Annotated in this window: 15 protein-coding genes; 9 read left to right on the top strand and 6 right to left on the bottom strand. The window is 36.1% G+C overall.

Annotated elements, in window-relative coordinates; genetic code table 11:
- Positions 1 to 212 precede the first annotated feature (212 nt).
- Positions 213 to 872 (top strand): ribonuclease HII, encoded by a 660-nt coding sequence (locus ACIQ6Z_RS06665; RefSeq protein ID WP_396210142.1) that lies wholly within the window; start codon positions 213 to 215, stop codon positions 870 to 872.
- An 8-nt stretch (positions 873 to 880) separates the two neighbouring features.
- On the opposite strand, the gene lipB is transcribed toward ACIQ6Z_RS06665, so the two are convergent.
- A complete protein-coding gene (lipB, locus tag ACIQ6Z_RS06660; RefSeq protein WP_396210141.1) occupies positions 881 to 1,588 on the bottom strand; it encodes a lipoyl(octanoyl) transferase LipB in 708 nt (235 codons plus the stop codon).
- 254 nt (positions 1,589 to 1,842) lie between these two features.
- On the opposite strand from lipB, the gene lysS reads away from it, so the two are divergent.
- The 3 genes from lysS (at position 1,843) to ACIQ6Z_RS06645 (ending at position 4,451) form a co-directional block, all read left to right on the top strand.
- A complete protein-coding gene (gene lysS, locus ACIQ6Z_RS06655) occupies positions 1,843 to 3,540 on the top strand; it encodes a lysine--tRNA ligase (protein ID WP_396210140.1) in 1,698 nt (565 codons plus the stop codon).
- Positions 3,541 to 3,636: 96 nt separating this feature from the next.
- Positions 3,637 to 4,059 carry a hypothetical protein gene (locus tag ACIQ6Z_RS06650; protein ID WP_396210139.1) on the top strand — a complete coding sequence of 141 codons (423 nt, stop codon included), beginning with the start codon at positions 3,637 to 3,639 and terminating at the stop codon, positions 4,057 to 4,059.
- A gap of 71 nt (positions 4,060 to 4,130) precedes the next feature.
- Complete coding sequence (locus tag ACIQ6Z_RS06645; protein ID WP_396210138.1) at positions 4,131 to 4,451, top strand: hypothetical protein; 321 nt, start codon at positions 4,131 to 4,133, stop codon at positions 4,449 to 4,451.
- A gap of 25 nt (positions 4,452 to 4,476) precedes the next feature.
- Here ACIQ6Z_RS06645 and hemL read toward each other — a convergent pair whose 3' ends face one another.
- From hemL to ACIQ6Z_RS06630, 3 genes are read right to left on the bottom strand one after another with little or no spacing between them, the layout of a single operon-like run.
- A complete protein-coding gene (gene hemL, locus ACIQ6Z_RS06640) occupies positions 4,477 to 5,763 on the bottom strand; it encodes a glutamate-1-semialdehyde 2,1-aminomutase (RefSeq protein ID WP_396210137.1) in 1,287 nt (428 codons plus the stop codon).
- Positions 5,763 to 6,623: a glucosaminidase domain-containing protein gene (locus ACIQ6Z_RS06635; RefSeq protein ID WP_396210136.1), complete on the bottom strand. Its 861-nt coding sequence runs from the start codon at positions 6,621 to 6,623 to the stop codon at positions 5,763 to 5,765. The genes hemL and ACIQ6Z_RS06635 overlap by 1 nt, the downstream gene beginning before the upstream one ends.
- Complete coding sequence (locus ACIQ6Z_RS06630; protein ID WP_396210135.1) at positions 6,616 to 7,524, bottom strand: 1-aminocyclopropane-1-carboxylate deaminase/D-cysteine desulfhydrase; 909 nt, start codon at positions 7,522 to 7,524, stop codon at positions 6,616 to 6,618. Before ACIQ6Z_RS06630 ends, ACIQ6Z_RS06635 begins: the two co-directional genes overlap by 8 nt.
- Positions 7,525 to 7,604: 80 nt before the next feature.
- On the opposite strand from ACIQ6Z_RS06630, the gene ACIQ6Z_RS06625 reads away from it, so the two are divergent.
- The 5 genes from ACIQ6Z_RS06625 (at position 7,605) to ACIQ6Z_RS06605 (ending at position 12,644) form a co-directional block, all read left to right on the top strand.
- Positions 7,605 to 7,781: a DUF5522 domain-containing protein gene (locus tag ACIQ6Z_RS06625; protein WP_396210134.1), complete on the top strand. Its 177-nt coding sequence runs from the start codon at positions 7,605 to 7,607 to the stop codon at positions 7,779 to 7,781.
- A gap of 71 nt (positions 7,782 to 7,852) precedes the next feature.
- Entirely contained in the window at positions 7,853 to 9,832 is a 1,980-nt protein-coding gene (locus tag ACIQ6Z_RS06620; protein ID WP_396210133.1) for a urocanate hydratase, read from the top strand.
- 34 nt (positions 9,833 to 9,866) lie between these two features.
- Positions 9,867 to 10,388, top strand: a complete 522-nt coding sequence (locus tag ACIQ6Z_RS06615; protein ID WP_396210132.1) for a DUF4136 domain-containing protein — start codon at positions 9,867 to 9,869, stop codon at positions 10,386 to 10,388.
- A 127-nt stretch (positions 10,389 to 10,515) separates the two neighbouring features.
- A complete protein-coding gene (locus tag ACIQ6Z_RS06610) occupies positions 10,516 to 12,279 on the top strand; it encodes an aromatic amino acid hydroxylase (RefSeq protein ID WP_396210131.1) in 1,764 nt (587 codons plus the stop codon).
- Between the two features lie 56 nt (positions 12,280 to 12,335).
- Complete coding sequence (locus tag ACIQ6Z_RS06605; protein ID WP_396210130.1) at positions 12,336 to 12,644, top strand: rhodanese-like domain-containing protein; 309 nt, start codon at positions 12,336 to 12,338, stop codon at positions 12,642 to 12,644.
- A 30-nt stretch (positions 12,645 to 12,674) separates the two neighbouring features.
- On the opposite strand, the gene ACIQ6Z_RS06600 is transcribed toward ACIQ6Z_RS06605, so the two are convergent.
- Together ACIQ6Z_RS06600 and ACIQ6Z_RS06595 are read right to left on the bottom strand one after the other, a co-directional pair.
- Positions 12,675 to 13,820, bottom strand: a complete 1,146-nt coding sequence (locus ACIQ6Z_RS06600; RefSeq protein WP_396210129.1) for a GNAT family N-acetyltransferase — start codon at positions 13,818 to 13,820, stop codon at positions 12,675 to 12,677.
- Between the two features lie 57 nt (positions 13,821 to 13,877).
- On the bottom strand, positions 13,878 to 14,939 hold the full coding sequence (locus ACIQ6Z_RS06595) for an arabinogalactan endo-beta-1,4-galactanase (protein ID WP_396210128.1): 1,062 nt from the start codon (positions 14,937 to 14,939) through the stop codon (positions 13,878 to 13,880).
- Between the last annotated feature and the right edge of the window lie 92 nt (positions 14,940 to 15,031).

Raw genomic sequence — 15,031 nt, 5'->3', positions numbered from 1 at the left:
TGAACTTCGATCTCATATTAAATTTATTTGAGTTAGTTATTCCGCAAACTTCTTAATTATTTCTTAAATAAACAAATATTAGCAAAGAATATTATAAAAATATTTGTGTTAAAGTTTTAGAATAAAAAAACAGTATCCGTAACAAACGCATCGTAAAGTTGAAAATACAGTAGTAAGATTGTTAGAAATACTTATTTTTGTCAAAAAAAAGAATGTTACGTAAAAGTTACAGTAATTTACTATTGGAATGCGGAACCGATGAAGCCGGTAGAGGATGCCTTGCCGGACCCGTTACGGCTGCCGCAATTCTTCTTCCCGCTGATTTTAATCACGAATTACTGAACGACTCCAAACAACTTAGCGAAAAAGTACGGCGCCAACTCCAACCGATTATTGAAGCAAATGCGCTTTCTTTTTCCGTTAAACATATATATAATATAGAAATTGACGAAATCAATATTTTAAATGCATCCATGAAAGCCATGCAGGAATCCGTTCTACAACTTAATCCGTTACCCAACTATATCATAGTAGACGGTAACAGACCCTTGAATGGAAAATTAGGCATGAAACAAAAAACTGGAAAAATCTTTTCGGCTGATGAAATTGAACTTTTGAAAGCTATTCCAAGCACTAGTATAATTAAAGGAGATAGTAAATTTTTAAGCATTGCTGCTGCCTCGATTTTAGCAAAAACCTATCGCGATGCTTATATGGATAAAATTCACGAAGAATTTCCGATGTACCATTGGAACAAAAACAAAGGCTATCCCACAAAAGAACACAGAAAAGCCATTCAACTATTTGGTCCTTGCAAATACCATCGCATGAGTTTTCGATTGCTACCCGAGCAACTTTCTTTTGACTTATAAATTTGGATTTATATTGTTGAAATGACAATCTCGGCTTCGAATAAATTTTGGAAATGCTTCAGAATTTTTGCTTTCACTTCGTTTTCATCCACCGTGCCATTCAATTCAACATGCATTGAAGTAACTGCCTTACCTTTTATACCACACGGAATAATATTGTCAAAGTAACCCAAATCGGCATTGACGTTCAAAGCAAACCCGTGCATGGTTACCCAACGAGAAGCACGAACACCCATAGCGCAAATTTTTCGGGCAAACGGAGTACCCACATCAAACCAAACACCAGTTTCGCCTTCACTTCTGGTAGCGTGTAATCCATATTCGGCTAAGGTTAAAATAATGGCTTCTTCTAAAAATCGTAAATATTGATGAATGTCGGTAAAAAAGTTTTCTAAATCTAAAATAGGATAACCCACAATTTGCCCCGGTCCGTGATAGGTAATATCACCTCCCCTATTGATTTTATAAAAAGTAGCCCCTTTAGCTGCCAATTGTTTTTCGGAAAGTAATAAATTAGATACATCTCCACTTTTACCTAACGTATACACATGCGGATGCGCTACATAGAGAAGAAAGTTGGGCGTTGGAAGTTGGGAGTTGGATTGTCTATTTTGAATTTTAATGTCCACAATTTCTTTAAACAACGTTTCTTGGTAATCCCAAGTCTCTTTGTAATCTTTTGCACCTAAATCTTGAAGTTGGACTTTTTTGTTCATGATAACAGAAATTGTGTTTTAAAAAGTGATGCAAAGATACGAATAGTTTTTTGATGATGGGTGTTGGGTGATGGGTGATGGAGGATGGGTGATGGAGGATGGGTGTTGGGTGATGGGTGATGGGTGATGAAGGATGAAGGATGGAGGATGAAACTCGTAACTCGTAACTCGATTCCCGAATTACGAATTACGAATTACGAAACTTTTGAACTTGAAACAAAATAAATTATCTTTGCACGTTAAAATACGATACTATGCAACTTTCGGAACAAGAAATCATCAGAAGAGACAAACTAAACGCTTTACGCGAATTAGGAATTAACCCTTATCCAGCGGATTTATTTCCGGTGAATCACACGTCAAAGCAAGTGAAGGCAACTTTTGAAGAAAGCAAGAAGGTTATATTAGCCGGACGTTTGATGAGTGTTCGAGATCAAGGAAAAGCTTCGTTTGCCGAATTACAAGACAGTGAAGGAAGAATCCAATTGTATTTTAATCGCGATATGCTTTGCCAAGGCGAAGACAAAACGCTTTACAATCAGGTTTTTAAAAAACTAACCGATTTAGGTGATTTTATTGGAGTTGAAGGTGAATTATTCATGACGAAAGTTGGCGCCATGTGCGTTCGCGTGGATGCTTTTAAAATATTGAGCAAAACATTGAAACCGCTTCCGTTGCCAAAAACAGACGAAGAAGGAAATGTATTTGACGCCTTTACCGATCCCGAATTGCGTTACCGCATGCGTTATGTCGATTTAGTGGTAAATCCGCAAGTGAAAGACGTTTTTATGAAACGAACAAAATTGTTCAACGCTATGCGTACGTTTTTCAATGACGCCGGTTATATGGAAGTAGAAACTCCAGTTTTACAATCCATTCCGGGAGGAGCTGCTGCGCGTCCGTTCATAACACATCACAACAGTTTAGACATTCCATTATACATGCGAATTGCTAACGAATTGTATTTGAAAAGATTAATCGTTGGTGGATTTGATGGGGTTTATGAATTTTCGAAAAACTTCCGTAACGAAGGAATGGACAGAACCCACAACCCAGAATTTACCGCGATGGAAATTTATGTAGCTTACAAAGACTACAACTGGATGATGAAAATGACCGAAAATTTACTAGAATATTGCGCTTTACAAGTAAACGGAACAACCGAAGCTACTTTTGGCGAACATAAAGTAAATTTCAAAGCACCTTATGCAAGAGTTACGATGACCGATGCCATCAAACAATTTACAGGTTTTGACATTACAGGAAAATCGGAAGACGAATTGCGTGAAGCTGCTAAATCAATGGGAATCGAAGTAAATGACACGATGGGTAAAGGAAAGTTAATTGATGAAATTTTTGGTGAAAAATGCGAAGGCAATTTCATTCAACCTACTTTCATTACTGACTATCCAAAAGAAATGTCGCCTTTATGTAAATCACACCGAGATAATCCTGAATTAACAGAGCGTTTTGAGTTGATGGTTTGTGGAAAAGAAATTGCAAATGCGTATTCAGAATTGAACGATCCTATTGATCAACGCGAACGTTTTGAAGCGCAAATGGCTCTGGCCGAAAAAGGTGATGATGAAGCCAATGGAATTATTGATGAAGATTTCTTACGCGCTTTAGAATATGGCATGCCTCCAACTTCGGGTTTAGGAATTGGAATGGACCGATTAATCATGTTCTTAACAAATAATCCATCAATTCAAGAAGTATTGTTTTTCCCTCAAATGCGACCAGAGAAAAAAGGTCCTGAATTAACGGAAGATGAAAAACACATCATTGAAATTTTAAAAGCTAACGAAGGTATTTCAATTGGCGACTTAAAAATAAAAGCTGATTTAAGCGGAAAAAAATGGGATGCTGCCAGCAAAGGTATTAGCAAACACGGCTTGATGAAGATTACAGTCGATGGCGAAAATAAAATTGCAGAATATTTAGGAAAATAAAAAAAGGGACTCAATTGAGTCCCTTTTTTTATAACATTTTTTTTAAACCTTTTTAATAGGACGATGTCTTACTGAAAATCATAAAATTATGTCCCGATGAAAAAAGTATTCTTAATCTTAACATTAGTCCTTTCCCTACTAACCTTCGCTCAAGAGAAAAAAGGAGCTGTTGAAAAAATGAGCCCAGATCAACAAGCAACACTCCTTATAAAAAAATTGACCTTATCACTTGACTTAAACCAAAAGCAACAAGAAGAAATTAAAGCACTCCTTTTAGAAAGGGCACAAAGAAAAGCTACGCATCAATTGGCAGAAAAAACCAAAAAAGAGAAAGGTGAAAAACCGACAGCAACTGAAAAATTTGAAAAAAAATTACAACAACTTGATGCTCAAATTGAATTCAGATCAAAAATGAAGAAAATCTTGAGCGAAGAGCAATTCAAAAAGTGGGAAGCAAAACAGCACCAACGGAAAGGTAAAATGCGTCACAAAAAGCACCAATACCAAGCAAAACAATAGTTTTTTATCTTTTTTTTGGATATCCAAAAAAAACTAGTAGATTTGAATATCAAAATTTTAATAAATTAAGTATGAAAAAGATATTCTTTGGAATGGTATTGTTTTTTGCATGTATCACTAGTGCTTCGGCTCAAGATACAAAACTAAAAGATCCGAATGTATTGGCAAAAAATGAGTTAAATTCCCTTATGAAAGTAATTGAAATAGATAACAATTTAGCGATTACGATAAATAGTCTGTTACTATACAAACATGAAACAGTACTTAAATCTCCTGAAAGAAAAGAAGAAATTGCAATAACTATCGATGATAAATTAAAAGGAATCTTTCTTCCGGAACAATATGCTAAAATTAAAAAAAATAAGGTCTTGTATAACGATTTATTGTATTAAAAAATGTCCCGTTTGGGACATTTTTTTATAACTCTTTTGCTGTTTCTGCAATTGCTTTAATTGTAAAATCTAAATCTTCATACGTTAAAGCATCAGTGATGAACCAAGTTTCATAAGCCGAAGGGGCAATATATACGCCTCGCTTTAGTAAACCGTGAAAAAACTTCTTAAATGTATCATTATCTCCGTTTTTAGCCGTTGCAAAATCATAGACAGGATTGGCATCAAAATGAACTGAAATCATTGATCCTACCCTATTTATTGTATGAATAACATTTGCTTCCGATAAAACTTTTTTAATTCCGTTTTCTAAATAGGCAGTTTTTTCAGCTAATCGATTAAAAATTTCATCATCTGCATTTAATGCTTTAAGCATTTCTAATCCGGCTGCCATAGCCAATGGATTTCCAGATAACGTTCCTGCCTGATATACTGGACCAAGTGGCGCTAAATGATTCATAATTGCTGAACGTGCAGCAAATGCCCCTACTGGCAAACCTCCACCAATTACTTTTCCAAAGCAAACGATATCTGCAGTTACACCATACAACTCTTGGGCACCACCTTTTGCAAGGCGAAATCCAGTCATTACCTCATCAAAAATAAGCAAGGTTCCGTTTTCAGAACAAAGCGCTCGCAAACCTTCTAAAAACCCTTCTACAGGCGGAATACATCCCATGTTACCGGCCACAGGTTCAATTATTAGGGCAGCAATCTCATTTTTATTGGCTTCAAATAGTGCTTTTACATTCTCAAGATCATTATAAGCTGCTAATAAGGTGTCTTTTGCGGTTCCTTCTGTCACACCAGGACTATTGGGTACACCAAACGTACTCAATCCACTTCCTGCTGCTATTAAAAAAGAATCGGAGTGCCCATGATAGCAACCCGAAAATTTAATTATTTTATCGCGATGGGTGTAACCACGTGCCAATCGAATAGCACTCATACAAGCTTCTGTACCCGAATTTACAAAACGTATTTTATCAATATTGGGTACCATTGAAACAGCTAACTTGGCAATTTGGGTTTCCAATTCGGTGGGCATTCCAAAAGAAGTGCCTTTTTTTGCTTTTTCAATTACAGCCTGAACCACAGGTTCATAGGCATGGCCTAAAATCATAGGCCCCCAAGAGTTAATATAATCAATGAGTTGATTCCCATCTTCGTCATATAAATAGGCTCCTTTGGCTTCTTTTACAAAAATAGGTGTCCCTCCCACTCCTTTAAAGGCTCTTACTGGTGAATTAACGCCACCGGGAATCACTTTATTGGCCTCGACAAACAACTCACTACTTCTTTTGTATTCCATTATTTTATTTTTATTTTTTGTCCGATTGAAATTGTTGCACTGGATAAATTATTCATCTTTTGCAATTCTTCGACAGATTGATTGAATTTTTTTGACAACGAATACAAAGTATCCCCTTGTTGTATGGTATAATAGCCCTCAGAAATTTCTACCAACGGATCTTTTTTAACCGGAATATAATTGCGTTGCAAAACTTCATTATCAAACTTATACAATTCAAAACGCTCAATTAATCCAATCAATTTGTCAGGATATTTTACATCTGTAGCATAGCCTGCAGCCTTTAATCCCTTGGCCCATGACTGATAATCCCCTTTGTCTAGTCTAAAAAGGGACGCATATCGGGGTCGTGAGGTTAAAAACAAAGAATGGTCTTTATATGATTCTTGAGGTTGTTCGTATTTTCGAAAGCATTCTTGTTCGGCATCATCGTCGTGCTTAACACTTTCTCCCGTCCATCCTTTATGGCATTTGATTCCAAAATGATTGTTTGCCGAAAGAGCTAACTTCCCCTTTCCTGCTCCCGATTCTAGAATTCCCTGCGCCAAAGTAATACTCGCTGGAACCCCATGAGATTTCATATTTTGTTTGGCAATTTCATTGAAGTTAGCAATATATAACTTGATTTCTTCCTCGTAAGTTCTTACGTTTGAAGTAGCTACCAAATCAATTTCAGCGCCATTTTTTTTGGTTGGGGTCGAATTATTTGGCGTTTGAGAAACAACGGCTTTGTTCGCTGAAGTTTCTTTTTTCTTGATCGAAGTTGCCTTAGAAGTTGATGTTGTTCTCACTACCGATTTTGTACTTGTACAACTCAGCACTAATAAAGTAACAAAAAGTAATCCAATTTTTTTAACCATTATAGTGTAATATTTCTTTATTTTTTGCTTGTAATCTTTGATTGATCCCTGTAATTCCTTGCAATCCTCCTGTATGGATGGCCAGTATTTTTGAATGGGGTGGAAAATAATTTTGCTCGATTAAATCCAAGATACCAAACATCATTTTTCCTGTATAGATTGGATCTAAAGGCACTTGGTATTTATCATAAAACGCATTCATAAAGCAAATTAATTCATCAGTAACCTTTCCGTATCCACCAAAATGATAGGATTCGATAACACTCCAATTCTTTTGTTGTGCAAAATTACAAATTACCTCAGATAAAAAACTACCTTTTAGAGAAGAAAATCCAATAATTTGTTGGTTTTCGTTTGAAGAATTTATAATCCCCGATAGGGTGCCTGCCGTTCCTACAGCACAACAAATGTGCGAAAATTCAATTTTGTCTTCAGCAGTAAGTATTTCTTCACAGCCTTTTATAGCCCATTCATTGGTTCCTCCTTCTGGAATGAGATAAAACGAACCAAATATTTCTTGTAATTTTAATAAGAACTCGGTAGATGTTTTATCACGATAGTTTGTTCGATCTGTAAACTGAAATTGCATTCCGTGCTCTTGAGCAAATTGTAATGAAGAATTTTCTCCAATTTTATCGCGTAATTCTTCCCCTCGAATAATTCCAATAGTTTCAAAACCAAATTCCTTTCCGGCACCTGCAACCGCAACAATATGATTTGAAAAAGCCCCGCCAAAAGTGAGTAATTTTTTATATCCTAATCGTTTTGCTTCTGCTAAATTATATTTTAATTTTCGGAATTTATTCCCAGAAATTACAGGATGCAACAAATCGTCTCTTTTGATAAAAAGTTCAATTCCATTAGGAAAATGAATCGGTATATTTTGGTTACTTGATTTCATACATAAAAATAATTGTTTCGTCATGTAAATATTTAAAAACTAATACAATCATTTGCTGCAAAGTTCCTAAATTTGTAGCTATGAACAATAAAATAGATCCAAATAATTTAAAAGAAGGAGAAGATTTCTATTACACTCCCGAAGGCTATAAATGCTTTACGGCACAATACCATTTGAAACGAGGGCATTGTTGTAAAAGCGGTTGTCGCCATTGTCCATATGGATTTGATAAAAAAACGGGAACAACCAAGAAATAAGATAAATAGATTAAAGATATTCAGTCCTAGAATCTGAACATCTAAAATCCGAAAATCTAAAATCAAGAATAATGACATTTCAAGAACAAATTACAGAGGGAATACCGTCGGTTTTACCGCAACCAAAACCTTATGAAACCGAAATAAATCATGCGCCAATTCGAAAAAAAATTCTTTCGGATGAAGAGAAAAAATTAGCACTAAAAAATGCCTTACGTTATTTTGATGCAAAACATCATGCAGAATTGCTGCCTGAATTTAGAGAAGAATTAGAAACCTATGGCCGCATTTATATGTATCGTTTTCGTCCCGATTACGAAATGAAAGCGCGACCCATATCGGAATACCCAGGAAAATCAGAGCAAGCAAAAGCAATCATGTTGATGATTCAGAACAATTTGGATTATGCTGTAGCACAACACCCGCATGAATTAATTACCTATGGTGGAAACGGAGCAGTATTTCAAAATTGGGCGCAATACCGTTTAACCATGAGCTATTTGGCCGAAATGACCGACGAACAAACCTTGGCCATGTATTCTGGGCATCCCATGGGATTATTCCCATCTCACAAGGAAGCGCCGCGTGTAGTTGTAACCAACGGAATGGTAATTCCGAACTATTCCAAGCCCGATGATTGGGAAAAAATGAATGCATTAGGTGTTTCACAATACGGTCAAATGACCGCTGGAAGTTATATGTACATTGGTCCGCAAGGTATTGTTCATGGAACTACAATTACCGTTTTAAACGGATTCCGAAAAATAAAAAAATCCCCAAAAGGCGGTTTATTTGTAACTTCGGGTTTAGGCGGCATGAGTGGTGCCCAACCAAAAGCTGGAACTATTGCTGGTTGCGTCACGGTATGTGCCGAAGTCAACCCAAAAATTACAAAAATTAGACACGAACAAGGTTGGATCCACGAAATTGTTGAGGATCTTGCATTACTGGTCACTCGTGTACGAAAAGCTTTGGAAAACAAAGAAGTAGTTTCTATCGCCTATTTGGGAAATATCGTGGAAGTATGGGAGCGATTTGATCAAGAAAATATCCATATCGATTTGGGATCGGATCAAACCTCCTTACACAATCCTTGGGCGGGAGGCTATTATCCAATTGGATATAGCTTTGAGCAATCGAATGAACTGATGGCAACAGCTCCAGAAAAATTCAAAGAAGAAGTTCAAAAAACCTTACGTCGACATGCAGCTGCCATCAACAAACATACTGTAAAAGGTACCTATTTCTTTGATTATGGAAATGCCTTTTTATTAGAAGCTTCGCGAGCAGGTGCTGATGTAATGGCTACCAATCATATCGACTTTAAATATCCAAGTTATGTTCAAGACATTATGGGACCGATGTGTTTTGATTATGGTTTTGGCCCATTTCGATGGGTTTGTGCTTCGGGAAAACCAGAAGATTTAGCAAAAACAGATGCTATTGCGTGTGCCGTATTAGAAGAAATGATGCTGAACTCTCCTATCGACATTCAACAACAAATGGCCGATAACATCCAATGGATCAAAGGAGCGCAAGAAAATAAATTAGTGGTAGGTTCACAGGCCCGCATTTTATATGCTGATGCCGAGGGCCGAGTTAAAATTGCGGAAGCATTTAATCAAGCTATTGCTCGTGGTAAAATTGGATACATAATTTTAGGCCGTGATCATCACGACGTTTCCGGAACAGATTCACCGTACAGAGAAACTTCAAATATTTATGATGGATCGCGTTTTACTGCGGATATGGCCATTCAAAATGTCATTGGAGACAGTTTTAGAGGCGCCACATGGGTTTCCATTCATAATGGCGGAGGCGTTGGCTGGGGTGAGGTAATTAATGGTGGATTTGGCATGGTTCTTGACGGAACTAAAGAAGCGTCAAAACGCTTGGAATCGATGTTGTTTTGGGATGTAAATAATGGCATTTCAAGAAGAAGTTGGGCCCGCAACGAAGGGGCTATTTTTGCAATAAAACGAGCTATGGAAGCCCAACCTTTATTAAAAGTAACACTTCCAAATGCAGTTAGCGACGACTTATTAAATTAGTAATTGATAAAATTAACCCTAAAAATTAATTCGTATGAAAACCCTTAAACTCTTGGCATTGTTTTTTGTTATTACCCTTACATCTTGCAGTTCTGTTCATGTAAATGCCGATTATGATTCAAAATCTTCATTTTCAAATTACAAGACCTACGCCTATTTGAAAAGTGGTATTGATAAAGCAGAAATTTCAGATTTAGACAAAAAAAGAATTTTAAATGCAATTGATGAAGTATTGCCTGCTAAAGGAATTACCAAATCTGAAAATCCCGACCTTTTGATTAGTATATTTACGAAAGAAAAAGAAAGAGTGGATGTGTCCCAAAATTTTGGATGGGGATGGGGATGGAATCCTTATTGGGGCGTAGGCTTTTCGAATGTTACTACAACCCCTGTTGGCACCCTTTTTATTGACATTATAGATGCTAAAACTAAGGAACTAATTTGGCAAGGAGAAGGAAGTGGTTACCTCACAAAAAATACCGAAAAAAAAGAGGCTCGAATCAAAGAATTTGTATCGAAAATACTAGAGCAATACCCCCCCAAGAAAAATAATTAATTTGTAAAACTAAACAAAGCTATTTCTATTAAAATAGCTTTTCATTTAGAAAAAATTTTGAATCAATAAATTATCAATATTACTCTAAAAAATTCGTAATTTTACATCAAACATCACGAATACTATTATGGAAACGCATTTTGAAAGCAATCCGCTTATCGAACGATTACCCAATCATTTAAAACAATTCATCAAACCACAAGTTTATGAAGATTATACGCCAATAAATCAAGCGGTATGGCGCTATGTGATGCGCAAGAATGTAGATTACCTTTCAAAAGTAGCACACAATTCCTACTTAGAAGGTCTAGAAAAAACCGGCTTAGAAATTGACAACATTCCGAATATGTATGGAATGAATCGCATATTGAAAGCGATTGGTTGGGCGGCAGTAGCAGTTGATGGTTTTATACCCCCTAATGCATTTATGGAATTCCAAGCTTATAATGTATTAGTAATTGCATGCGACATACGCCAACTAGAACATATAGAATACACTCCTGCTCCCGATATTATTCATGAGGGTGCTGGCCATGCTCCCATAATTGCTAATCCTGAATACGCAGAATATTTAAGACGTTTTGGAGAAATTGGTTGTAAGGCCATATCCTCAGCTAGGGATTACGAATTGTATGAAGCGATTCGATTGTTATCTATTTTAAAAGAAGCAGAAGGAACTCCAGAAGCCGACATTAAAAAAGCAGAAGAGCAAGTTGATTACTTACAAAATAACATGGGAGAATTATCTGAGATGTCTCGCATTAGAAACTTACATTGGTGGACTGTAGAATATGGTTTAATTGGGACTATTGACAATCCAAAAATTTATGGTGCAGGTCTTCTTTCCTCCATTGGAGAAAGCGCTTGGTGCATGACCGATAATGTAAAGAAAATACCTTACGATATTTCGGCTGCAGATACTAGTTTTGACATAACAAAACCTCAACCTCAATTATATGTTACACCCGATTTTGCCCATTTAAGTCAGGTATTAGAAGAATTTGCAAGCAAAATGGCGTTGCGAACAGGTGGTCTATCAGGAATAAAAAAATTAATTCAATCAAAATCACTTGGGACCATCGAATTAAGTACAGGATTGCAAATTTCAGGTACTTTTTCAAACGTAATCGAAGAAGATGGAAAACCGGTTTACATTCAAACAACCGGAAAAACAGCACTCTCCTATCGTGAAAAAGAATTGGTTGGACACGGAACGGAATACCATGCAGAAGGATATGGATCCCCCATTGGAAAACTCAAAGGCATTAATTTAGCCATTGAAGAAATGAGTCCAAGAGACTTAAATGCCTATGCCATTTATGAAGGTGAAAAAGTCACCTTAGAATTTGAAGGAAATATTACGGTAAGTGGAGAAATAATCACCGGTTCTCGAAATTTACAAGGCGAAATATTAATCATAAAATTTAAAAACTGTACGGTTACACATAACGATACTATATTATTCCAACCCGAATGGGGCATTTACGATATGGCTGTGGGTAAAAAAGTGATTGCTGCTTTTTCTGGCCCTGCCGATGCAGCTAGTTTTGATTTGATCAATCATGTTCCCGCATCACAAACGATTAAACAAAAAAAGTCGCTTGAAAGAGCCGAATTAGAAAAATTGTACGCCACTGTTCGAAACCTACGCGAAAAAAACATATCGGATACCACTTTAGCATCCGTATTTGAATCCGTGGTAGCAAATCATCCGAATGATTGGTTACTGTCTGTTGAAATAGTAGAATTGGCCCACAAAATAAATGACAAGACTTTAGAAAACAAAGTAATTGATCATTTAGAAAACATAAAGATTAAACGTCCCGAAATCGCTCATTTAATTACCAATGGATTGGAATTACTAGTTGAAAATTCCCCTGCGACACTTTAGTAACTTTTGTTACTGAACGCAATAAAAAACGAATCTATCTTTGTAAAAAAAAACGTATGGGATTATTAGATTTTTTAGGAATAGGAAACAAAGCAAACGACGTCCAAGACTATGTTCAAAAGGGAGCAATTATTTTAGATGTAAGAACACCCGATGAATTTAATGAAGGACACATTAAAGGTTCAAAAAATATTGCCTTACAAATAATAAATGGCAATATTGAAACCATCAAAAAATGGAACAAACCAATTATCGCTTGTTGTCGCTCAGGAATGCGAAGTGCACAAGCTACTTCCATCTTAAAGCAACACGGTATTGACTGCATAAATGGCGGTGGCTGGTCAAGTTTAGAAAATAAATTATAAAGAAAATCCCGAATAAATTCGGGATTTTCTTTATTTAAATGGATGGCGTTGTTGCCATTGTGATTTAGGTTCGAGTTGTTTGAAAATTATTTCCATGAACCGATTGATCCATGGATGGGTGTGATAAATAAAACCCGACATTTGAACGGGTATCGCACCAACCGAACTTTTGATCTCTAGTGCTGTTCGACCAAAAATAATGCGATTGAATCCATTTTCTATGCCATATTTAGTCATATTGTACAACATGTTTAAATACAGCATATTTTCTTTTTGTATGGTCTCATCATATCCTAAAAAATAAGTTTCAAGCGTTTCCTCATTCAACAACAAGGTATGGAAACCGACTAACTTATCAGCGCTATAATATCCAAAAATCTGAAAACGATTACCGCATTGTCCTTTTAAGGTTGAAAAATGATCCTTTGACAAGAAAAACGTATTAAAGGGCGCATTTTTTGCCACATAATAATATAATGAGTAAAGGGCATCTTCTTGCACTAATACATCTTCGTAGCTGAGGTTTTTTACTTGAATCCCTTCAAATTTCTTTCGTGCACGTTTGAATTGATCTCGATATTTTTTTGACAAAGCAGCGGTATAATTTTCTTCAGTAGTCCAATTTTCATTTCGATACAAAATCATGTTGGGCTGGGCAGTAAATTCATACATTCTACTAAAATCATACGCTCTTAATTTGACAGCACAATTTTGATAAAAATCCTTAAAAGAAACCAAGTGAATGGCAACTCCTTTTTTCTTGAAATATGAAATGATCTCATCGGCACTTTGTAATAATATTTCACTCATACACTTAAAATCAATTTCTTTAGAAAACACATAACCGTTTTGACCAGTTATCATATTGTTTCCCAAAAATAGGGTGTGTGAAGCAAAATTTTTGAAGATATAATTGCGAATCATTGTTTTGATGCACTTATCACGTTCTCCGAAGGATTCCAAGACATTTAAATCAAGATATTGTGCCAAAGCAACACCTATTAATTCAGACTTTTCAAAAATACCAATATAAAAACACTGCATATTTGTAGGTGCAGATCGTTCCAAAACCGACAAATAAGGCGTTTGCAAAAAAACATTTTGTTGTGCCACTTGATCCCATTGCTCAGGCAAGGCAGCAGTAGAATTGAATATTTTAAAAGTAATGTTTTCCAAAGTAAAAAAATAAATCGAAACAAATGTAGTGGGATTGACTTGTAAATAAATGTTAATTTATTTAAAAACAGTCATTGCCGGAACTGCTTTATGTGTAAAATCCCATAAAGCTTGATTTTCCCAGGAAGAACCATTTGAGGCCTGAGTTCCTCTAAAAGCAATCCATTCAGCACCCCAATAACAAAAACCAATACCATTTGGTGTTTGCTGTATCGTTGACTTAATTTGATGAAGAAAGTTTTTTTGACCGTCTAAAGTTGCTGGATAATTAGGATGCAATTGATTTAATTGACCGAGCACATTATTAGTCCAGTCGTTCCAACCCAAAGTAAATGGATAGGAGGTTTCTGCAATCAGTACTTTTTTGGAATACGTTTGCCCCAAAGAAGTTAGCGTTTGTTGTAAAACGCTCAAATCTGTGCCGTGCCACACAGGATAATACGACAAACCAATATAATCATAATCAATAGCCGCTGTTTTGGAAAAAAACCAAGAGGCACCTTGAATTCCTGCATAATGCAACATGATTTTTGTCGACGGACTTTGGGTTCGAATTACATTACTAGCACTTGTCAATAGCAATAGAAATTGAGCCTCGTTATTCGTAAGATTCCCTTCAGGATAAACAAAACCATTGTTGATTTCATTTCCTATTTGAAAAATGTCGGGACGAATTTGAGTTACTATTTGAGTTGTATACTGCTCAAATTGAATTTTTAATTGATTAAAAGAGAGATTTTGCCAAGCTGACGGTTTTACTTGCTGACCGGGATCGGCCCAAGTGTCAGAATAGTGGACCGTTATCCATACTTTCATCCCTAAACGCTTTACACGTTGCGCTAAGAGTTTGACTTCATTAAATCCGGAATGATGGTCTGAAGGTGAATGCCATAACCGAAGTCGAATGGTATTACATCCAGATTCCTTGAGTGTTCGCAAGGCATCTTCTGCAACCATTTGGCTATTATAAAAAACGCCACCTTCCGATTCAATTAAAGGCAAATAAGACATGTCAGCCGCTTTAATAAATGGCATTGCATTAGGGGTTTCTTCTTCTTTTGAACAAGAAACCATAGCCAACAATAACACTATCAATACGAATTTCAATCTGCTTCTCATTTCGTAAAGATACTAAAAAAACTAATTTTCGCCAGCCACTAATTTGGTAGCACTGCGGTATAAAAATTCATTATAAATGTGTCTTCTGGCAA

This window comes from Flavobacterium sp., from assembly GCF_044376915.1.
Taxonomy (GTDB): Bacteria; Bacteroidota; Bacteroidia; order Flavobacteriales; family Flavobacteriaceae; genus Flavobacterium.
The sequence above is the reverse complement of the archived record's forward strand: the minus strand, read 5'-3'. Positions and strand labels throughout refer to the sequence as shown.